General features: G+C 62.3%; 20 protein-coding genes. 5 read left to right on the top strand and 15 right to left on the bottom strand.

Features of this window, described 5'->3' with window-relative positions:
• Positions 1-745: 745 nt before the first annotated feature.
• The 9 genes from msrQ to mrcB all read right to left on the bottom strand — a co-directional run bounded on the left by msrQ (position 746) and on the right by mrcB (position 10,608).
• Complete coding sequence (gene msrQ / locus DMX12_RS18310; RefSeq protein ID WP_110679079.1) at positions 746-1,342, bottom strand: protein-methionine-sulfoxide reductase heme-binding subunit MsrQ; 597 nt, start codon at positions 1,340-1,342, stop codon at positions 746-748.
• Positions 1,342-2,355, bottom strand: a complete 1,014-nt coding sequence (gene msrP / locus DMX12_RS18305; protein WP_110679078.1) for a protein-methionine-sulfoxide reductase catalytic subunit MsrP — start codon at positions 2,353-2,355, stop codon at positions 1,342-1,344. Before msrP ends, msrQ begins: the two co-directional genes overlap by 1 nt.
• Before the next feature lie 79 nt (positions 2,356-2,434).
• On the bottom strand, positions 2,435-3,286 hold the full coding sequence (gene pssA / locus DMX12_RS18300; RefSeq protein WP_009685387.1) for a CDP-diacylglycerol--serine O-phosphatidyltransferase: 852 nt from the start codon (positions 3,284-3,286) through the stop codon (positions 2,435-2,437).
• A gap of 150 nt (positions 3,287-3,436) precedes the next feature.
• Positions 3,437-4,453 (bottom strand): ketol-acid reductoisomerase, encoded by a 1,017-nt coding sequence (ilvC, locus tag DMX12_RS18295; RefSeq protein WP_009685386.1) that lies wholly within the window; start codon positions 4,451-4,453, stop codon positions 3,437-3,439.
• A 56-nt stretch (positions 4,454-4,509) separates the two neighbouring features.
• Positions 4,510-5,001, bottom strand: a complete 492-nt coding sequence (gene ilvN, locus DMX12_RS18290; protein ID WP_003250040.1) for an acetolactate synthase small subunit — start codon at positions 4,999-5,001, stop codon at positions 4,510-4,512.
• A 1-nt stretch (position 5,002) separates the two neighbouring features.
• The gene (locus DMX12_RS18285; protein ID WP_009685385.1) at positions 5,003-6,727 is read right to left on the bottom strand and encodes an acetolactate synthase 3 large subunit; all 1,725 of its coding nucleotides are present in this window, start codon (positions 6,725-6,727) and stop codon (positions 5,003-5,005) included.
• Positions 6,728-7,135: 408 nt separating this feature from the next.
• Positions 7,136-7,468, bottom strand: coding sequence for a YqcC family protein (locus DMX12_RS18280; protein ID WP_009685384.1), 333 nt, complete (start codon positions 7,466-7,468; stop codon positions 7,136-7,138).
• Complete coding sequence (locus DMX12_RS18275) at positions 7,468-8,271, bottom strand: tetratricopeptide repeat protein (protein WP_110679077.1); 804 nt, start codon at positions 8,269-8,271, stop codon at positions 7,468-7,470. Before DMX12_RS18275 ends, DMX12_RS18280 begins: the two co-directional genes overlap by 1 nt.
• Before the next feature lie 15 nt (positions 8,272-8,286).
• Complete coding sequence (gene mrcB / locus DMX12_RS18270; protein WP_110679076.1) at positions 8,287-10,608, bottom strand: penicillin-binding protein 1B; 2,322 nt, start codon at positions 10,606-10,608, stop codon at positions 8,287-8,289.
• Positions 10,609-10,723: 115 nt separating this feature from the next.
• Here mrcB and DMX12_RS18265 point away from each other — a divergent pair, with 115 nt between their 5' ends.
• Together DMX12_RS18265 and DMX12_RS18260 are read left to right on the top strand one after the other, a co-directional pair.
• Positions 10,724-12,286 (top strand): bifunctional aminoglycoside phosphotransferase/ATP-binding protein, encoded by a 1,563-nt coding sequence (locus DMX12_RS18265; protein ID WP_110679075.1) that lies wholly within the window; start codon positions 10,724-10,726, stop codon positions 12,284-12,286.
• A 238-nt stretch (positions 12,287-12,524) separates the two neighbouring features.
• A complete protein-coding gene (locus tag DMX12_RS18260; protein WP_029886419.1) occupies positions 12,525-12,803 on the top strand; it encodes a TfoX/Sxy family protein in 279 nt (92 codons plus the stop codon).
• Between the two features lie 179 nt (positions 12,804-12,982).
• On the opposite strand, the gene DMX12_RS18255 is transcribed toward DMX12_RS18260, so the two are convergent.
• From DMX12_RS18255 to DMX12_RS18240, 4 genes are read right to left on the bottom strand one after another with little or no spacing between them, the layout of a single operon-like run.
• The gene (locus tag DMX12_RS18255; protein ID WP_110679074.1) at positions 12,983-13,867 is read right to left on the bottom strand and encodes a ChaN family lipoprotein; all 885 of its coding nucleotides are present in this window, start codon (positions 13,865-13,867) and stop codon (positions 12,983-12,985) included.
• Positions 13,868-13,918: 51 nt separating this feature from the next.
• Positions 13,919-14,686 carry a heme ABC transporter ATP-binding protein gene (locus tag DMX12_RS18250; RefSeq protein ID WP_009685378.1) on the bottom strand — a complete coding sequence of 256 codons (768 nt, stop codon included), beginning with the start codon at positions 14,684-14,686 and terminating at the stop codon, positions 13,919-13,921.
• The gene (locus tag DMX12_RS18245; protein ID WP_177411274.1) at positions 14,686-15,669 is read right to left on the bottom strand and encodes an iron ABC transporter permease; all 984 of its coding nucleotides are present in this window, start codon (positions 15,667-15,669) and stop codon (positions 14,686-14,688) included. The genes DMX12_RS18250 and DMX12_RS18245 overlap by 1 nt, the downstream gene beginning before the upstream one ends.
• A gap of 50 nt (positions 15,670-15,719) precedes the next feature.
• Positions 15,720-16,604 (bottom strand): hemin ABC transporter substrate-binding protein, encoded by an 885-nt coding sequence (locus tag DMX12_RS18240; protein ID WP_110679072.1) that lies wholly within the window; start codon positions 16,602-16,604, stop codon positions 15,720-15,722.
• Positions 16,605-16,751: 147 nt separating this feature from the next.
• On the opposite strand from DMX12_RS18240, the gene DMX12_RS18235 reads away from it, so the two are divergent.
• Positions 16,752-17,069 carry a Rieske (2Fe-2S) protein gene (locus DMX12_RS18235; RefSeq protein WP_110679071.1) on the top strand — a complete coding sequence of 106 codons (318 nt, stop codon included), beginning with the start codon at positions 16,752-16,754 and terminating at the stop codon, positions 17,067-17,069.
• On the opposite strand, the gene sfsA is transcribed toward DMX12_RS18235, so the two are convergent.
• Both sfsA and DMX12_RS18225 read right to left on the bottom strand, forming a co-directional pair.
• Complete coding sequence (gene sfsA, locus DMX12_RS18230; protein ID WP_110679070.1) at positions 17,059-17,772, bottom strand: DNA/RNA nuclease SfsA; 714 nt, start codon at positions 17,770-17,772, stop codon at positions 17,059-17,061. The two genes, DMX12_RS18235 and sfsA, sit on opposite strands and share 11 nt — an antisense overlap.
• Positions 17,772-18,944, bottom strand: a complete 1,173-nt coding sequence (locus tag DMX12_RS18225; RefSeq protein ID WP_110679069.1) for a pyridoxal phosphate-dependent aminotransferase — start codon at positions 18,942-18,944, stop codon at positions 17,772-17,774. Before DMX12_RS18225 ends, sfsA begins: the two co-directional genes overlap by 1 nt.
• A gap of 210 nt (positions 18,945-19,154) precedes the next feature.
• Here DMX12_RS18225 and dksA point away from each other — a divergent pair, with 210 nt between their 5' ends.
• Both dksA and gluQRS read left to right on the top strand, forming a co-directional pair.
• The gene (gene dksA, locus DMX12_RS18220; protein ID WP_009685370.1) at positions 19,155-19,601 is read left to right on the top strand and encodes an RNA polymerase-binding protein DksA; all 447 of its coding nucleotides are present in this window, start codon (positions 19,155-19,157) and stop codon (positions 19,599-19,601) included.
• A gap of 63 nt (positions 19,602-19,664) precedes the next feature.
• Positions 19,665-20,552, top strand: coding sequence for a tRNA glutamyl-Q(34) synthetase GluQRS (gene gluQRS, locus DMX12_RS18215; protein ID WP_110679068.1), 888 nt, complete (start codon positions 19,665-19,667; stop codon positions 20,550-20,552).
• Positions 20,553-20,775 lie beyond the last annotated feature (223 nt).

The following is a 20,775-nucleotide window of genomic DNA, read 5'->3' as shown; positions in this document are numbered from 1 at the left end:
TGTTAGGCCTGCCGCCAGCGTTCAATCTGAGCCATGATCAAACTCTTCAGTTCAATACTGCTTGGGTTTTTAAGAAACCCTAAACTTGGCTCAGCAATCTCAAATGACTATGTGATTTCTCGCATGGCCACTTGTGATGCTGATAATCTTTTTGACTATCAGTCCGTACTCACAAGCACCCACACGAATTGCTTGATTCGATTTGTTAAAGAGCGGTTGGTTAAGAGCGTTTCGTCTCAACCGAGGCGCGCATTCTACGCTTTCCTCATTTGCTGTCAAGCGTTTATTTTGAAGTTTTTTGCGAGAAACTCGTTTAGCTTCAAACACTTGACTCGCTGCGATCTCTCGTAGCGGGAGGCGAATCATACAGCGTTTAGAAGCGCTGTCAACCATCATCTCAACCGCATTCGATCATTTGATCGTAGCCCTTACAGCGCTTTCCGAATCGGTTAACTCATTGAATTTCAAGGAGTTTGTCGTTCCGTTGTCGCTGGAAGTGGGGCGCATTATAAGGGGATTCGAGAGGGCGTCAACCTTTAATTTCATTTATTTGAAGTATTCCAGGCGAAGGCTGTTTTGAGGCCGCGAAGTGTTCGCCACAACATTTTCAGTGCCTGCGAGATCGAGCGCCGCGCGGGCGGCGCTCGATCTCGCAGGCACTGAAGGTGTTGCGGCGTACGCCTCCCAACCCCACCACTATCTATAGACAGGCCCATTGCCCAACCTGAACCCAACTCACCCCCCCCTACCGCCTGACCAACCCAGCCAACCTCCGCGAAACCGCCGGAATCCTCAACCCCATCAACACCCCCCCAACAAACGCATAAACCGCCCACTCCCGCAGATCCGAACGCACGATCCACAAGAAATGCAGCAACCCCAACCCCAACACCGCGTACACCAACCTGTGCAGCTTCTTCCACCGCGCCCCAAGCCGCCGCTGGCTATACCGGTTCGAGGTAACCGCCAACGCCAACAACCCAAGAAACCCCAGCGCCCCGACAATAATGTAAGGCCGCTTGCGCAGCTCCACCGCCAACTGCCCCCAATCCAGCCCGAGAATGAAGAACAGGTAACAGAGAATGTGCAGCACGATATAAGCAAACACCCATAACCCCAGCTGCCGCCGCACCACGATCCAACCCGACCACCCCGTCAGCTTCTGCAGCGGCGTCATGCTCAAGGTCACCAGCAGGAAGATCAGCGCGCCAAGCCCCAACCGGTCCATCATGATCTTGCCCGGGTCAGGCCCCAGCAACCCCGTTGCCGCTTCGTACAACCACCAGGCAGGGAACAGGCAGCCCACAATAAAGATCGCCAGACGAAACCAGGGATAGCGCATCAGTAGTTCTTCCGCAGGTCGAGCCCGGCATAGAGCGAGGCCACTTCGTCGGCATAGCCATTGAACATTTGCGTCTCCCGCACATTGGGACTGAAAAGCCCGCTAGGCAGCCGCCGCTCCCGCGCCTGGCTCCAGCGCGGGTGATCGACAGTGGGGTTCACATTGGCGTAGAACCCATATTCATCGGGTGCCAGGCCCTGCCAGGTAGTTCCGGGCTGCTCGGCCACCAGGCTGATGCGCACGATCGACTTGATGCTCTTGAAACCATACTTCCACGGCACCACCAGCCGCAGCGGTGCACCATTCTGGTTGGGCAACTCGCGGCCATACATGCCTACAGCAAGAACCGCCAAGGGGTGCATCGCTTCGTCCAGCCGCAGCCCTTCTCTATAAGGCCAGTCAATCAGCGCAAAGCCCGAGCGTTGGCCAGACATATGCTCCGGGTCTTTCAGCGTTTCAAAACGCACGTAACGGGCCTTCGAAGTAGGCTCGACCTGCTTCAGTACCTGAGCCAATGGGAACCCCAGCCACGGGATGACCATCGACCAGGCCTCTACACAACGCAGCCGGTAGATGCGCTCCTCAAGCTGGTAGGGTTTGACGAAGTCTTCCAGGGCATAGCGCCCAGGCTTGCCGACTTCACCATCCACCACAACCGACCAAGGCTCGGTTTTCAGGCTGTCGCCATTGGCCGCCGGGTCGCCCTTGTCGGGGCCGAACTCATAGAAGTTGTTGTAGTGGGTAGCGTCCTTGAACGGCGTGATCGCCTCCCCTTTGGCCGTGACTGCCTGCCACTGCGTGGCGCCGAGCTTTTCAGTGAACCAGCCAGGCGCCCTACCCGGCTCGACATCGGCATAACGGCTGGCCTCGGCCGCACGACCAACACTGGGCAATGCGCCCAGGGCCAGGCCGGCCAACGAGCCACCCAACAAGGTACGACGGGACAGGTAAATGCCTTCGGGGGTGATCTCCGATGCCTTGCACTCGGACGACCTGGGAAGCTTGATGAGCATGAGCGGCTCCATAGCACTGGGTAACGGACGTACCAGTAAGACTATGGAGCCGGCGGGTTATTCCAGCGTTAAGCGTTTTTTACGCTTTACGGCGGCGCGACTTGAGCAGGAACTGGATAGGCCCCGAAGCCGCGTAGGCGAGGAAGATCAGCAGCAGGATACGCGGCGGGTCGCTGAACACCACGGCAAACACCAGCACTACGGCAAGAATGGCCACAAATGGCACACGGCCCTTGAGGTCCAGCTCCTTGAAGCTGTTGTACTTGATGTTACTGACCATCAGCATGCCTGCAGCCGCCACCAACAGCGCCACCAGGAACGACAGCTTGGAGCCCTGAATACCGTAGTCGCTGAACGCCCACACGGTGCCGGCCACAACACCCGCGGCAGCCGGGCTGGCCAGGCCGATGAAGTAGCGCTTGTCGGCGGTGCCGACCTGGGTGTTGAAGCGTGCCAGGCGCAGCGCAGCGCCGGCAACATAGATGAAGGCGACCATCCAGCCAACCTTGCCCATATCACCCAACGCCCAGCCGAAGGCCAGCAACGCCGGGGCCACACCGAAGGCGACCATGTCCGACAGCGAGTCGTACTCGGCGCCGAACGCGCTCTGGGTGTTGGTCATGCGCGCGACACGGCCGTCGAGGCCGTCAAGCACCATGGCCACGAAGATGGCAATGGCGGCAAACGCGAAATACTTGCTCGCTTCACGCGGGTCACCAGCGCTCAGGGCGCTCTGTGCGCTCATCGAGCTGATAATGGAATAAAAGCCGGCAAACAGGTTGGCGGTAGTAAACAGGTTGGGCAGCAGGTAGATGCCGCGGTGGCGCACTTTGCGACCTTCGGCGTCATGGCCTTCTTCAACGTGCTCATCGACCGGTAGCAGGCTTTCGGCGTCGGAGGGCTTGTTCGGCTCTTCGGGACGTTCGCTCATGGAGGGTACCTTGCAACAGGGTGGAAAATGTTCGACACGGGCCCGCGAAACAGGTTCTGACGGCAGGCCACTGGTCTGCTTTATACCAGATGCTGACTGCCAGAACGAAAAAACGCGGCCGAAGCCGCGTTTTTCATGTTGCGATGCTACTTAGTTCTTGGCTTTGTCGACGATCTTGTTCGCCGAAATCCAAGGCATCATCGAGCGCAGTTGCTCACCGATGATCTCGATGCCGTGCGAAGCGTTGTTACGACGCTTGGCGGTCATCGATGGGTAGTTGGTGGCGCCTTCGGAGATGAACATCTTCGCGTACTCGCCGTCCTGGATGCGCTTGAGTGCGTTGCGCATGGCCTTGCGGGATTCTTCGTTGATGACTTCCGGGCCGGTGACGTACTCACCGTACTCTGCGTTGTTGGAGATCGAGTAGTTCATGTTGGCGATACCGCCTTCGTACATGAGGTCAACGATCAGCTTCAGCTCGTGCAGGCATTCGAAGTAGGCCATTTCCGGCGCGTAGCCAGCTTCAACCAGGGTTTCGAAACCGGCTTTGACCAGCTCTACGGTACCGCCGCACAGAACAGCCTGCTCACCGAACAGGTCGGTTTCGGTCTCGTCCTTGAAGGTGGTTTCGATGATGCCGGTACGGCCACCACCCACGCCAGCGGCGTAGGACAGGGCGACGTTCTTGGCGTTGCCCGAAGCGTCCTGGTAGATCGCGATCAGGTCAGGGATACCACCGCCCTTGACGAACTCGGAGCGCACGGTGTGGCCTGGCGCTTTCGGCGCGATCATGATCACGTCCAGGTCGGCGCGCGGCACAACCTGGTTGTAGTGGATCGAGAAACCGTGGGAGAAGGCCAGGGTAGCGCCCTTCTTGATGTTCGGCTCGATTTCGTTCTTGTACAGCGTGCCCTGGAACTCGTCCGGGGTCAGGATCATCACCAGGTCAGCCGCAGCGACAGCGGTAGCAACATCGGCAACTTTCAGGCCGTGGGCTTCAGCCTTGGCAACGGTAGCCGAACCTTTACGCAGACCGACGGTAACGTCTACACCGGAGTCCTTCAGGTTGCACGCCTGAGCGTGGCCCTGGGAGCCGTAACCGATGATGGCGACTTTCTTGCCCTGGATGATGGAAAGGTCGCAGTCTTTATCGTAGAAAACTTTCATGAAAATACCCCTGGTTATATCTCGGCCCCCTGCGGAGCCATCGCTAATTTTTAAATTCAGATGCTGAGCACTTTGTCGCCACGGGCAATGCCGGTAACGCCGCTGCGCACGGTTTCGAGAATCGATGCGGTGCCGATGGCCTGGATGAAGCTGTCCAGTTTGTCGCTGGTACCGCTCAGTTGTACGGTGTACACGCTGGCAGTCACATCGACGATCTGGCCACGGAAGATATCCGTGGTGCGCTTGATCTCGGCGCGCTGGGCACCGGTGGCCTTGACCTTGACCAGCATCAGCTCGCGCTCGATGTGGGCGCTTTCCGACAGGTCGACGAGCTTGACCACTTCGACCAGCTTGTTCAGGTTCTTGGTGATCTGTTCGATCACTTCGTCATGGCCAACGGTGGTCAGGGTCAGACGCGACAGGGTCGGGTCTTCGGTCGGCGCCACGGTCAGGCTTTCAATGTTGTAGTTGCGCTGGGAGAACAGGCCGACCACACGGGACAAAGCACCGGGTTCGTTTTCCAGCAGCAGGGAAATGATATGCCGCATATCAGGTACGCTCCGTCTTGCTCAGCCACATGTCACGCATCGAGCCATCCTTGATCTGCATCGGATAGACGTGCTCACTGCGGTCAACCGCGATGTCGATGAATACCAGGCGGTCCTTCATCGCAAACGCTTCTTCCAGCATCGGCTTGAGGTCCTTCAGGCTGGTGATGCGGATACCCACATGGCCATAGGCCTCGGCCAGCTTGATGAAGTCAGGCAGCGACTCGACATACGAGTGCGAGTGACGACCGTTGTAGGCCATGTCCTGCCATTGGCGGACCATGCCCAACACCCCGTTGTTCAGGTTGACGATCTTCACCGGCAGGCCGTACTGCATGCAGGTGGACAGCTCCTGGATGTTCATCTGGATGCTGCCTTCGCCGGTCACGCAGGCCACGTCCTGGTCCGGGAAGTTGAGCTTGATGCCCATCGCCGCCGGGAAGCCGAAGCCCATGGTGCCCAGGCCACCGGAGTTGATCCAGCGGTTCGGCTTGTTGAAACGGTAGTACTGCGCCGCGAACATCTGGTGCTGACCTACGTCGGAGGTGACGAAGGCATCGCCTTTGGTCACTTCGCAGAGGGTCTCGATGACTTTCTGCGGTTTGATGACATTGCCGTCGCCCTTGTCGTAAGGGAACAGCTCACCATTGCCACGCCACTCGTCGATCTGCTTCCACCAGGCATCCAGCGCGGCCTTGTCGGGCTGCTCGCCGATTTCCTTGAGGATGCCGAGCATTTCGCTGAGCACGCTGTCGACCGGGCCAACGATAGGCACATCGGCTTTGATCATCTTCGAGATCGACGCCGGGTCGATATCGACATGGATGATCTTGGCATTCGGGCAGAACTTGGCCGGGCCGTTGACCACGCGGTCGTCGAAACGCGCACCGACGGCGAAGATCACGTCGGCATTGTGCATGGCCATGTTGGCGGTGTAGCTGCCGTGCATGCCGAGCATGCCGAGGAACTGGCGATCAGTACCCGGGAAGCCGCCCAACCCCATGAGGGTGTTGGTGACAGGCAGGTTCAGCGACTTGGCGATTTCGGTCAGCGCTTCGGAGCCACCGCCCAGAATCACACCGCCACCGGCGTAGACGATTGGGCGCTTGGCAGCCAGCAGCATCTCGGCCGCCTTGCGGATCTGGCCGGAGTGGCCACGGACCGCTGGGCTGTACGAGCGCAGCTTGACCTTTTTCGGGTAGACGTATTCGAACTTTTCAGCCGGGTTGGTCATGTCTTTTGGAATGTCGACCACGACTGGACCTGGGCGACCGGATTGCGCCAGGTAGAACGCCTTTTTCAGAATTTCAGGGATCTCGGTCGGGTGCTTGATCATGAAGCTGTGCTTCACGATCGGCCGCGAGATACCGATCATGTCGGTTTCCTGGAAGGCATCGGTACCTACCATGGTGCTAGGCACCTGGCCGGACAGGATGACCATCGGAATCGAGTCCATGTAGGCGGTGGCAATACCGGTGATGGCATTGGTCGCGCCCGGGCCGGAGGTTACCAGCACCACACCGGCCTTGCCGGTGGCGCGGGCGTAGCCGTCCGCCATATGGGTTGCCGCCTGTTCGTGACGAACCAGGATGTGTTCCACTTCCGGTTCTTTGAACAGCGCGTCGTAAACATGCAGGAGAGCACCACCAGGGTACCCGTAGATGTGCTTAACGCCTTCGTCACGCAAGAAGCGGACGACCATCTCAGCGCCAGATAAAAGCTCCACGTTGTTCACCTCTAAAACGCCAGAATACCGCCCCTTCAGGACGGGTCTTAATAGGTTTACTGCCAAGCAGAGCATGAGCGAACGTCAGCACTGACTGAGCAAGTATTGGGAGCGCCCCAGAGTGTTGCGGGGTTTTCCCACCCAGCGCGAGGTAACGCGTTGCGGGGTGTAACAGGTCGGCGCGGGTGTGCGCCTCATGATCTGCTTAGCGGGTCTGCTTCTGGCAGTCCCTCTAAAGCGGAAGTTGGATTCTTGTGATTCGGCGCGCACAAGTCAAGAAAAATTATTGCCAATTTTTCCCCGAGATGAATTCTTGCAACCACTAAAAATCGCTTCAGCAGCAGAATTAATAAGATTTCCATAAAAAAGGGCCACAATCTGCGGCCCTTGACGAAAAAACTGAAGAAATCAGGCAGAAGGAGCGATCAATTGGTCAAAAGCTGCCAACAGCCGGCGCAGCTCACGACTTTGCTCCGGCCGGTCGGCAAACACCGTTTCGGCCATGACCAGGATGCTGGAGGCATTTGGCAGCGGCTGGCCGAGCTCGATGATGATCTTCATGCGTTGCAGGAAGATCCATTGCAGCCATTGCTCGAAACGCAAGGTATCGACGGCGAAGGGCACCGTACTGGCCAGCGCCTCGTCGCTCGGTGGCTCGTCCTCCCACCAGCCTTGCACCTGCAGCTCGCGCTCGATCAGCAGCAGGTGGTCGGCGATGTCCAGAATACGTTGCTCGATCATCAGGAACTGACCCGCGCTTTTTGCCGGGCCAAGGCGGCGCCAGCGCTATCGCCCTGCTTTTCACGGGCTTGTGCGATGGTGTTCCACAGTTCGGCCTGCAGGCTGGGGCGGCCATTGGCGTAGGTCAGGGCGCGACGCGCCAGCTGCTCGGCCTGCGGGGCATCGCCTTGCGACAAACGCACCTGGGCCAGGCGGTAGAGCACCTGCGGTTCGCGCGGGGCAATGCGCTGGGCACGCTCCAGGCTGGAAGCAGCACCGTTGAAATCGCCACTGCCCTGCTGGGTGGTGGCGGTGGTCAGCAGTGCCAGTACTGGGCCGTCCAGTTGCTCGTCAGCCGCCAGGCCACCTGCAGCCGTGTTGCTGCGCGGAATACCGGTGGGGGCACTGGTGCTTTGTGGGGCGCTGTTCATCGCCGCGATATCGAACGGTTCGTCGGCGATCGGGTTGGGGTTGGTGGTCATGGGCGCCGACGTGGCCGGCCCGGTAGTGATCGGCCCCGGCGTGATCGGCGCGGTGCTGATCGGCGCCGCGCCATTGGCCGCCGGGAAGGTCTGGATGCCCGAAGCGCCTGCGCCCTGCGGGATCATCACGGTGACGCCGGAATCCTCAGGCATTGTTTGCGCTTGCGCGGTGCCAGCGTTGTAACCACCCGCCGAGCGGTTGGCAGACACGCGCTCGCTGTTCGACACGCGGGTGCTCGAATCGACCACCGGAATATTGCCGCGCGGGACGCTGGAGCACCCCTGGAGCACAGCCAGCGCCGTCACGGCAGGAAACAGCCACTTGTTCACGTCACACCTCATCAATGCAGCCTGCGCTTAATTCATCCAGCCCTTGACCCAGTCCATGACCGATTCAGCTGGATTCTGCTCGCCGCCACAGGTTGCGCCGGCGGGCGGTTCACTGCCGCGAATATACGGCATCTGTACCGCTCCCGGACAGCTGCCGTCAGACCCTTGGCCGCTATAGGGGTCGATCCAGGCCTGTACCACGTTGTCCGGTTGCGGCATGTCCAGCGGCAGCGGGTCGGCCTTCTTCATGAAGCTGGTCCATACTTGCAGGGCACCGGTGGCGCCGGTGAACGGTGTTTTCCCGTTATCGTCGCGGCCCATCCACACCACCGCCAGCAAATCCTGGCTGAAACCAGAGAACCAGCTGTCGCGCGAGTCGTTGCTGGTACCGGTCTTGCCCGCCAGGGTCAACGAGCGCGGCAAGGTGTTGTACACCGAGCGCCCGGTACCTTCGCGCATCACTCGCTGCATGGCGTTCTGCACCAGGTAGATGGCACCCGGGTCGAAGGTTTGCTGGATCTGGAACGGGTAGCGCTTGAGCGGTTCGCCCTCGGCGGTGAGCACGCTGCGAATACCGCGCATCGGCGTGTTGAAGCCACCATTGGCAATGGTCTGGTACATGGTCGCGACCTGCATCGGCGACATGCCGCCAGCCCCCAGCAGCATGGCCGGGAAGGCTGGCCAGTCGACATTCACCCCCAGCCGGCCGATGGTCTTGATCACGTTTGGCACCCCCACTTCCAGGCCGATCTTGGCAGTCGACAGGTTGTAGGAATTGGCCAGCCCCTGGTACAGGTAGATCGTGCCGTGCGGGCGGCGGTCATAGTTTTGTGGGCGCCAGACCTGACCGTCGCCACCTTTGACCGAAAACGGCTCATCCTGCACCCAGCTGGTCAGGGTGTACTTGCTCGGCTGCTCCAGCGCGGTCAGGTAGACAGCCGGCTTGACCAGCGAGCCGATCGGCCGCGAGGCATCGATGGCGCGGTTGAAGCCGGCGAAACCTGCCTGGCGGCTGCCGATCAGGGCCTGTACCTCACCGGTTTCCGGGTTGGTCACGACCATCGCCGATTCGACCTCGTCCGACCCTTTGCGCCCGGCCAGGCGCTTGAACGTCTCGCTCATCGAGGCTTCGGCCTTCATCTGCAGGATCGGGTCGAAGCTGGTAAAGATACGCAAGCCTTCCTCGGTCAAGTCTTCATCGCGGTAGTCCTGGCGCAACTGCCGCTTGACCAGGTCGAGGAAGGCCGGGAACGAGCTGTCGGCCAGGCTGCCACGTTTGGTCACGCCCAGCGGCATCTTCTTCGCTGCATCGACCTCCTCCTGGCTGGCCACGCCTTGCTCGGCCACCAGGTCGAGCACCAGGTTGCGGCGGGCCAGGGCACGTTCAGGGTAGCGCCGCGGGTTGTAGTAGGACGGGCCCTTGACCATGCCCACCAACAAGGCGATCTGGTGCAGCTTCAACTCCGACAGCGGCTGGCTGAAGAAGAACTGGCTGGCCAGGCCGAAGCCGTGCACGGCACGCTGGCCGTCCTGCCCGACAAAGACCTCGTTGAGGTAGGCCTCGAGGATTTCGCGCTTGTCGTAATGCAGTTCGAGCAGCACCGCCATCATCGCTTCGGTCACTTTGCGGCTGAGGCTGCGCTCGCTGCTGAGGTAGAAGTTCTTCACCAACTGCTGGGTCAAGGTACTGCCACCCTGGCGCATCGAGCCGGATGAAGTATTCACCCACATGGCCCGGGCGATGGACTTGGGCGACACGCCATGGTGGCTGTAGAAGTCGCGGTCTTCCGTGGCAACCAGGGTCTCGAGCAGGTACTTGGGCACCTGGTCGATCTTGATCAGAATGCGGTCTTCAAGGTTTTTCGGGTAGATACCGCCGATCATCAGCGGCTCCAGGCGCACCACGTCAAGCGCCTTGCCATTGGCCCCGGAAAGGCCGGCCACGTAATCGCCGGAGAACCGCACGCGCACGAACTGCGCGGGCTCCATGCCCTCGTAGAACTGGAAGCCACGGGTGTTGAGGTCGACGGTGTTGCCGTTGACGGCCGCCGCCCCCGGGCCGTTGGCCGCGCTTTCACGCCGGTAGCCAAGCGCGTCGAGCTCGGTGAGGAAGTCGTTCTTGCTCAGTTTCTGGCCGGTGAACAGCTCCAACGGCCGTGCATACACCTTGGCCGGGATGGTCCAGCGCTTGCCAGAGAACTTTTCCTGGACAACGGCATCGAGGTAAACCGCGAAGCCGGCGACGATCACCAGGCCTACCAGGCTGAGCTTCAAAGCCCAGCCCAGCCAGGCGCGAGAGCGGCCGGTCGGGCGTTTTTGAGGGGTACGGGGAGTTCGGGTTCGGGTCATGACGGCGGATTATACGCACTTTGGAAAGACTGGGCAGGCGGCCCGGCGGTAGGCAGGGACTGCACCATTGACCATAATGATGCATTCGAATTCCCTGCCCCCGGAAGGATTTGCCGTGAGCCAAGCTCTTATCACTGCGTTGCAGAACCCCGCCCTGTACCCCCACCCCGTGGACGGGTTCCAGCTCATCGAGACGCATATCTCCTGGGTGCTGCTGACGGGCGAGTACGCCTACAAGATCAAGAAGCCGATGAACTTCGGCTTTCTCGACTTCACTGGCCTGGACCAGCGCCAGCATTTCTGTAACGAAGAATTGCGCCTGAACCAGCGCCTGACCGACGGCCTGTACCTGGACGTTTTGCCGATCACCGGTAGCGCCGATGCGCCGCAACTCGCCGGCGAAGGCCAGGCTATCGAATATGCACTGAAGATGCGCCAGTTCCCCCAAGGCCAGATGCTCAGCACCTTGCAGGCCAATGGCGAACTGAACGCCACGCACATCGACCAGATGGCCCGGCAGATTGCCGAATTCCACCTGCAGGCCCCGCGGGTACCGGTCGAGCACCCACTGGGCACGCCGGAGGCCGTCATGGCGCCGGTGGAGCAGAACTTCGAGCAGATTCGCCCGTTCCTCAGCGACAAGGCCGACCTGCAACAGCTAGACGCCCTGCAAGCCTGGGCACGCAGCAGCTTCGAGCGCCTGCATGGCCTGCTGGAAAAACGCAAGGCCAATGGCTTCATTCGCGAATGCCACGGTGACATTCACTTGGGCAACGCCACGCTGATCGATGGCCAGGTGGTGATCTTCGACTGCATCGAATTCAACGAACCGTTCCGCCTGACCGACGTCTACGCCGACACCGGCTTCCTGGCGATGGACTTGGAAGACCGCGGCCTCAAGTGCCTGGCCCGGCGCTTCATCAGCCAGTACCTGGAACTGACCGGCGACTACGAGGGCCTGGAGCTGCTCAACTTCTACAAGGCCTACCGCGCACTGGTGCGGGCCAAGGTCGCCCTGTTCAGCATGCCGGCCAATGCCGATGGCGTGCAGCGTGCCACCACCCTGCGCACCTACCGCAACTACGCCAACCTGGCAGAAAGCTACAGCGCCATCCCTTCGCGCCTGCTGGCCATCACCCACGGTGTATCGGCAGTGGGCAAAAGCCACGTGGCCATGCGCATGGTCGAGGCCCTGGGCGCGGTGCGCGTGCGTTCCGACGTAGAGCGCAAGCGCTTGTACGGCGAACAGCAGCAGGTTGAGGCCGCCCAGCTCAGCACCGGCATCTATGCCGAGGAGGCCAGCACTGCCACTTACCGGCGCCTGCACGAAGTCGCCGCGACCGTACTGCGGGCAGGGTTCCCGGTGGTGCTGGATGCCACCTACCTCAAACGCGAACAGCGCCAGGCTGCGGCCGAGGTCGCCAGCCAGACTGGCGTGCCGTTCCTGATTCTGGACTGCCACGCGCCGGATGCGGTGATCGCCAGCTGGCTGGAGCAGCGCCAGGCCGAGAACAGCGACCCGTCGGATGCCACCTTGGAGGTGGTCAAGGCGCAGCAGGCCAGCCGAGAGGCGCTGGATACGCAGGAGCTGGCGCAGAGCACCCACGTTGACACCCAGACGGCTGGCAGCATGGACCAGGTGATCGAGCAGATTCGCCAGCGTCTGCCTGGCTTGTAAGCTAGCCGGTTTCCTGGGCCGGCCCTTCGCGGGCTCGCCCGCTCCCACTGGTAAACCACAGCCTTTGAAGGCTGCGCCGAACCTGTGGGAGCGGGCGAGCCCGCGAAGAGGCCGGCAAAGGGCGTCTCATCGTCCCGATGGCAAAAAGCCGCGTATTCCCCAACCCCCGCTACACTCCTCTCTGACCTGCTCGCGATTTATCTCCCCATGACCCGTTCAGCCATCGCAAGGAGGCTCGATGAACGATGAATTGCAGCATCTGAAAAACCTTGGCAAGACCTCTGCGCAGTGGCTGCATGCGGCCGGCATTCACAGTGCATCGGATCTGCGCCGCCTGGGTGCGGTGGGTGCATACCAGGCCGTGAAGACGCGAGGGTTTCGCGCATCGAAGGTGCTGTTGTATGCCATAGAAGGCGCCCTGCTGGATATGCACTGGAACGATTTGCCACTCGAACGCAAGGAAGCCCTCAACCAACAACTGGATGCGAAAACCCCCGCGCAAAAAAATCCAAAATAAGCGCGAAAAGGGATTGACGTCTAAATGAGAATTGTTATGATTATCACAACTGGTCGCGAGACTGGTTGGATAAGCTAAGAGCCCCTGGTTCGGACTCTCAGATTATCTCCTCATCAGGCTAATCACGGTTATTGACCCGGCAATTTGCCGGGTCTTTTTTTGCCCAAGGTTCTCATGTCTTATCGTTTCAGCTGCGCGCAATAATCCTGCTCTGGCGTCGCCGCCGTGTACCACACGTAATCGGCCTCACCTGCTTGAACCTTCTCGCCCACCTCGGCCAGCATCAGCACCTTGCTCGCACCCTGCGCACCCAAGTCACTCAGGTGCAACGGCACGCCCAGGTCCTTGCGCACGTGATAGGCCCCGGCAAACAGCAGTGCCGGTTGCGGCGCCGCCAGCAAGCGCTCGGCCATGCGCCGGTCACGCTGCTGCTGCACGGCCAGCATCGCCGGTAGCTGGCTTTCCGGCAGCATCCCGCAATGCCCGGTGCGTACCTGCTGCAGCAAGCTCGCCCTGACGGTCGCGGCATTGGATTTCTCGCCCGCCAATGGCGCCGGCTGCCGGTAGGCCTGGCGCATTTCACTTGGGGAAAGGTTGGCGGCCAACAGCGGGATCTGCTGTTGCAGGGCTGCACGCACGATCGGCCCGTACAACTGCCAGTCCCAGCCCTCCTGCCACGCCAGTGCCTTGGGCAAGTCTGTCGGCAAGGGTTGCCCTTTGAGCCTGTCCACCCGCGGCTGCTGTTCAGGTTGCAGCATCTCCAGCAATAGGCTGCCCTGGGCACGCTGGCTCTGCAGGGCGTGCAGCAACCACACTTGCAGTGCGTGGTGGTCGGGGTTGTCATGTTTTTCGCCGACCAGTACTCGCGGTGCGGTAGCCAAACGCTGCACCAGTTGGTCCGGGCTGATTACCTGCCCGCTGCCGAGATCGACCACCTGCCCGAGCTGGGCATGCGTGCGCCCTTCGGTGCTCTGCCAGGCAGGCAACGGTGGCAGGCTGGCCTGGCAGCCGCCCAATACCAGTAACATGCACAGCGAAAAACCGGACAACAGCGGGTGTCGCATTGGCAGAAGCTCCATGGGTAGCGGCCGCTCACGACCACGATCGGGCCGGCTTTAACGGGTAATGATCAGCGGGTGGCCACGCTCAGGATGTGCCTGCACCAGCACGTCGATCCCGTACACGGCTTTCAACGCTGCCGGCGTCAGCACCTGTTCAGGCGAGGCAAAGGCATGGCAACGCCCCTGCTCCAGCAACAGGATCCGGTCACAGTAGCGTGCCGCCAGGTTCAGGTCATGCAAGATCACCAGCACTGCGGCGCCGCGGTCGGCAAAGCGGCGCACAGCCTCCAGGGTAGTGTGCTGGTGCAGCGGGTCGAGCATCGAGGTGGGCTCATCGAGCAACAAGGTAGTGCCCTGCTCCCCCGGCCACAACTGCGCCAGCACACGGGCAAGGTGCACGCGTTGCCGCTCGCCGCCGGACAACGCCAGGTAACTGCGCCCTACCAGGTGCCAGGCATCTGCTGCCTGCAACGCCGCTTCGACAATTTCGGCGTCGCGCCGCTGCCCGGTGCCGTGCGGCATGCGGCCCATGGCCACCACTTCCTCGACGCTGAACGAAAACCCCAGGCTCGACACCTGAGGCAATACGGCCAGGCGCCGGGCCCGCTCTTGTCCAGGCCAATCACCGAGGCCGCGCCCCTGCAACGTCACCCGCCCACGGTCTGGCACCAGCTCGCCACACATCACGCCCAACAGGCTGCTCTTACCCGCGCCGTTGGGGCCGAGCACGCCCACCACCTGGCCGGGGGGCAATTGCAGATCAATGTCATGCAGCACCTCGTTGCTGCCCCGCCGCAAGTGCAGGCCCTCGGCATGCAACATCAGCTGCGCCCTCGCACCAGCAGGAACAGAAAGAACGGCGCCCCGACAAAGGCCGTGACGATGCCGATCGGCAACTCGGCAGGTGCCAGCAGCAGCCGTGCCGCCAGGTCGGCAAACAGCATGAGCACACCGCCAGCCAGCAGCGAGGCTGGCAACAACACCCGGTGATCCGGCCCGGCCAGCAAACGCACCAGGTGCGGCACCACCAGGCCGATGAAGCCGATCAGGCCGGCAGCCGCAACAGCCGCACCCACCCCAAGCGCCGTGCAGAACACCAGTTCGCGCTTGAGCCGCTCCACATCAACGCCCAGGTGGCGGGCCTCGGATTCCCCCAAAAGCAAGGCATTCAGCGCTTTGGCCCGCCGTGGCAGCCACAGTGCCACACCCGCCGCCACCAGCAATAACGGCCATAGCCGGTCGTAGCTGGCACCGTTGAGGCTGCCCAGGTTCCAGATGGTCAACGTACGCAACGTGGCGTCATCGGCCAGGTACGAGAACAGCCCCACCACCGCGCCGCCCAGTGCCGTCATCGCGACCCCGGCCAGCAGCATGGTGGCCACGTTGGTCTGCCCATCGCGGCGGCCCAGGCGGTAGACCAGCGCCGTCACGCCAAGGCCCCCGACAAAGGCACAGAACGACAGCAAATAGGGTGCAAAGGCCTCTGGCAGGCCGCCGAACCAGGCCCCGCCGACAATAGCGAGCGCCGCGCCCACGGCCGCCCCGGCGGCCACCCCGACCAAACCCGGATCGGCCAGCGGATTACGGAACAACCCCTGCATGGCGACCCCGGACAACGCCAGCACCGCGCCCACTGCCAGCCCAAGCAAGGTGCGCGGCAGACGGATCTGGCCGAGGATCATTTCGGCCTGCTGCAAGCCGTCGGCGGTAATGGGCACCCCCATCAACCGCAGGCCCGCGCGCAGGGTATCGAACAGTGGCAGGCTGACCGGCCCCAGCGCCAGCGACAGCCACACCGCCAGCAGGCACAGCAGGCTCAGGCAAATGAACAACGTACGTGGCTGGACCCGCTGTTTCATTGTGCGAAGCTGGCCTTGGCTGCCGGGTAGAAGGTAGCTGCCAGTGATTGCAAGGTCGCCGGCAGGCGCGGCCCAAGCCCACCGACCAGCAGCGTGGGGTCAAGCGATACCAGGCGTTGCCCACGCACGGCACGCGAAGCCGCCAGCGCCGGGTTTTCTTTCAACAAAGCCTGCAGCGCCTGCTCATCGGCCAGCGCCCGGTCGGAGAACACGATCACATCCGGGTCCAGGGCAGCCAATGCTTCGTTCGAGAACTGCTTGTAGCCCTGATGCTCTGCCAGGTTGCGCCCACCGGCCTGGCCCAGCAGCCAGTCACCGGCGGTGCCACGCCCGGCGATCAGCGGCTTGGCCCCAGCGTGCCCGACCAGCAGCAACACCCCGGGTGCCTTGTGCTGCGCCTGGGCCTGCTGGACCTTGGCCTGCAAGGTTTGCAGTTGCTGATGGTAACCCGCGGCCAGCGCAGTGGCCTGCGGTTCTGCACCCAGCAGTTGCCCCAACTGCTTGAGGTTGCTGTCTACCGCCGCCAGCTCGGCCTTGCTGGAAAACAGCTCGACACGCACACCGGCCTTGCGGATTTGCGCCAGTACCGGCGGCGGGCCCATTTCTTCGGTACCCACCAGCACATCCGGGCGCAGGCTGAGCACGCCCTCGGCCGACAGCTGGCGCTGGTACCCCACGCTGGGCAGCGACTTCAACGAAGCTGGGTGCTGACTGGTCGTGTCCACCCCCACCAGCCGCGCTTCACCACCCAACGCGCATATCCACTCGCTCAGCGCGCCGCCGGCGCTGACCCAGCGTTGCGGCAGGTCTGCCGCCAGGGCCTGGCTAGAGAGCACAAGGCTTGCACACAAGGCGAGCAAAGCGACGGGACGACGCATCATCGGGTTCCTTCTGAAGGCGAGCTGCACGCCTTGTGGCGAGCGGCGGAACTGCGCACCATGGGAAGCCGGACGCAGCGAATGCGGGCAATTTGATAATTATTCGCATTGACGCGTCAAGCCATCATCTGTTTCACGAGTCGTACTGCCATGCATTTTCTCTGTACCTCATCCAGCCTGGCCGAGGGCCAGACACGCGCCTTCAGCGTAGACGGCCTGCAACTGTTCGGCGTGCGCCGCCAGGGCCAGGTCTACCTGTACCGCAACCGCTGCCCACACAAGGGCATCCCGTTGAACTGGGCACAGGAGCGGTTTCTCGATGACAGCGCGAGCCTGATCCAGTGCGGCCATCACGGCGCCCTGTTCCTGATCGAGAGCGGCGAATGCGTGGCCGGCCCCTGTGACGGTGAGCAGTTGCAGGCCCTGGGCTGCCATGAAGATACCCAGGGCGTCTGGCTCAAGTGTTGAGCAGCACCGGCAAGCGGCGGTCGATGACGATACCCTGCGGATCCAGGCGCGTGCCGTATGCCAGCACTTCCACCCCGCCCGCCACCGCAGCACGCAACGCCTGAGCGTAAGCGGCATCGATCTCCTCGGCAGGGCGCACCGCGTCGATGCCGGTCAGGTTGACGCAATACAGTTGCACCGCCCGTATGCCTTGGCTGGCCAGCTTCGCCAGCTCGCGCAGGTGCTTGGCCCCGCGCTGGGTCACCGCATCGGGAAACGCCGCAACCGGGCTATCGGGGTAGCCCAGGGTCACGCTCTTGACCTCGACGTAGGCCGGGGCACCGTCGAACTCCAGGCGGAAGTCGATGCGGCTGCCCTCCTCGCCATACGCCACCTCACGCCTGAGTGCCGTGAACCCGACCAGCTCGGCGATCGTACCGGCGCGCAGCGCCTCTTCCACCAGGGCATTGGCCCGCCCGGTATTCACGCACGCCAACCGGCCCTGTGGGGTTTCGCTGATTTCCCAGGTGCCCGGCAGTTTGCGCTTGGGGTCGTTGGAGCGGCTGAACCACACCAGCCCGCCTTCACGCATGCAATTGAGCATGGAGCCAGTATTCGGGCAGTGGATGGTCAACTGCTCGCCGCTGGCCAATTCGATATCGGCCAGGAACCGTTTGTAGCGGCGCAGCAGGCGGCCGTGTTCGAGTGCAGGTGAAAAAAGCATCAGCCTTGCCAGCTCCGCAAGCCACGGGCAATGCGATGCACCGCCTCCTCCAGACGCGGCAGGCTTTGCGTGTAGGCAAAGCGCACATGGTGCCCGGCCAGGTGGCGACCGAAGTCCAGGCCCGGGGTGAAGGCCACGTGTTCGGTCTCCAGGAAATGCCGACAGAAGGCAAACGCATCACCGCCATAAGCGCTGATATCGGCATATAGATAGAACGCCCCCTGCGGCTCAACGGCAATGCGGAAACCCAGCTCGCGCAGCGCCGGCAGCAGGTAGTCGCGGCGGCGGGCAAATTCGGCGCGACGCTGTTCGAAGATGGCCAGGGTTTCGGGCTGGAAGCACGCCAGCGCAGCATGCTGTGCCATGCTCGGCGCACTGATGTACAGGTTCTGCGCCAGTTTCTCCAGGTCGGCCACGGCCTGCGGTGGCGCCACCAGCCAGCCAAGGCGCCAGCCGGTCATACCGAAATACTTGGAAAAACTATTCAGGACGAACGCCGAGTCATCCACTTCCAGCACGCTGGGCGCATCCATGCCGTACGTCAGCCCATGGTAAATCTCGTCGACTACCAAGTGGCCGTGCCGTTCACGGGTGGCCTTGGCCAGGCTGGCCAGTTCGGTACGGCCCAGCACCGTGCCGGTCGGGTTGGCCGGCGAGGCGACCAAGGCGCCAACGGTATCCTGGTCCCAGTAGCGCTGCACCAGGTCGGCGGTCAACTGGTAGTTCACCTCCGGGCCGACCGGTACCAGTTGCGCCCCGCCTTCTACCAGGCGCAGGAAGTGGCGGTTACACGGGTAGCCCGGGTCAGCCAGCAACCAGTGCTTGCCGGGGTCGACCAGCAGGCTGCTGGCCAGTAACAGGGCGCCTGAGCCGCCTGGGGTAATGAGAATGCGCTGCGGGTCGATGCTCAGGCCATAGCGCTGTGCATAGAACCCGGCTATCGCTTCGCGCAGCGCCGGCAGGCCGCGTGCGGCGGTATAGCGGGTGTGGCCGGCGGCCAGCGCGGCCTGGCCCGCAGCCACAATCGGTGCTGCGGTGGTGAAGTCCGGCTCGCCGATTTCCAGGTGGATCACGTCGTGGCCGGCCGCCTGCAGCTCGTTGGCCCGCGCCAGCAGTGCCATGACATGGAAAGGTTCGATGGCGCGGCTGCGCGCGCTGTAGGGGTGGGCCATGACCTTCTCTCAATAGCGGCTAAACTGAAGATTCTACCTGCGTAAGCAATCGAACGTACCGCTCAGGCCGGTGTCTGTTAGCAGGATCGGGCGGGCTAGCGCACCCCCGATCTATCTGGTAAGTTCGGCGGCTCGCAGTCGCAGGGCCGGCGGTCGCCGGAGATGGAGCATCCTGCGCATTGGATCAGATGAGTGAGAGGCGGTCTATTCATGTCCACCGTAGAAAAGCAAAAAACCGGTCAGACCATGTACGGTGTCGAGCCTTACGTAGAGTCCAAGGGTGAAGAATACATGGGTGAGCCCATGAAAAAGCACTTCACCAAGCTTCTCGGCGCCTGGAAGCAAGAGCTGATGACCAGTGTGGACCGCACTGTGGATCACATGAAGGACGAGGCAGCCAACTTCCCCGACCCGGCCGACCGTGCCAGCCAGGAAGAAGAATTCGCCCTTGAGCTGCGCAACCGCGACCGCGAGCGCAAGCTGATCAAGAAAATCGACAAGACCCTCGACAAGATCAAGGCCGACGAATACGGCTGGTGCGAGTCGTGCGGCATCGAGATCGGCCTGCGCCGCCTGGAAGCCCGCCCTACCGCCGACCTGTGCTTCGACTGCAAGGAAATCGCCGAGAAAAAGGAAAAAACGGTCGGCAAAGGCTGATCTTTCTTCCAACCGAACGGGGCGCATCATGCGCCCCGTTGCATTTATATACCCAGCCAGACCATGACCAACTCCAGCTACATCGGGCGCTTTGCCCCCACCCCCAGCGGTTTCCTGCACTTTGGCTCACTGGTGGCTGCCCTCGCCTCCTGGCTGGATGCCCGCGCCGTCGACGGCCGCTGGCTGCTGCGCGTGGAAGACACCGACCCGCCCCGGGAAATGCCCGGCGCCCGTGACGCCATCTTGCAAACCCTCGAACGCTACGGCCTGCACTGGGACGGCGAAGTGGTGTTTCAAAGCCAGCGCCACGACGCCTATGCCGCCGTGGTCGACCGCCTGTTCAACATGGGCCTGGCCTATGCCTGCACCTGCTCGCGCAAGCAACTGGAGGCCTATGGCGGCATCTACCCAGGCCTGTGCCGTAACGCCGGGCATGCGCGCGAGGGCGCGGCGATCCGCTTGCGGGTGCCAGAGCTGATCTACCGTTTCAGCGACCGCGTACAGGGTGCTTACCAGCAGCACCTGGGCCGCGACGTGGGCGATTTCGTGATACAGCGCCGCGATGGCCTGTATGCCTACCAGCTGGCCGTGGTACTGGACGATGCCTGGCAAGGTGTAACCCACATCGTGCGCGGTGCCGACCTGCTCGACAACACCCCGCGCCAGCTGTACCTGCAAGAGCTGCTGGGCTTTTCGCAGCCGCGCTATCTGCACATACCGCTGATCGTGCAGCCGGACGGCCACAAGCTTGGCAAGTCATACCGTTCGCCGCCGTTGCAGGCCGAGCAGGCGACGCCGCTGTTGTTGCGGGCGTTACGGGCGCTGGGGCAGGCGACTGACCCGCAGTTGCTGCTGGCAACGCCGGCTGAAGTATTGGCCGTGGCCCGCCAGCAGTGGCGGCCCGAAGCGATTGCGCAGCGCACGACGGTGCCAGAGGCTGAACTGCGCTGAGGCCTTGCCGGCCCTATCGCAGGCAAGCCAGCTCCCACAGGGATCGCCTTAGGGCTGGCAGGTGTTTGTCAGAAGGTATGCAGCGCCTGTGGTGATCCTGTGGGAGATTCTATGGTTCCTGGCAAGGGTAGCCGCTGCATCTTCAGTGCCTGAGAGATCGAGCGCCGCCCGCGCGGCGCATCGCGAGCTGCGCTCGCTCCTACGTTTGTTTCGGGCCAGTAAC

This window comes from Pseudomonas sp. MB-090624 (assembly GCF_003205245.1).
Lineage (GTDB): Bacteria > Pseudomonadota > Gammaproteobacteria > Pseudomonadales > Pseudomonadaceae > Aquipseudomonas > Aquipseudomonas juntendi.
Note: the sequence above shows the minus strand (reverse complement) of the source record. Positions and strands in the feature narration are given on the sequence as shown.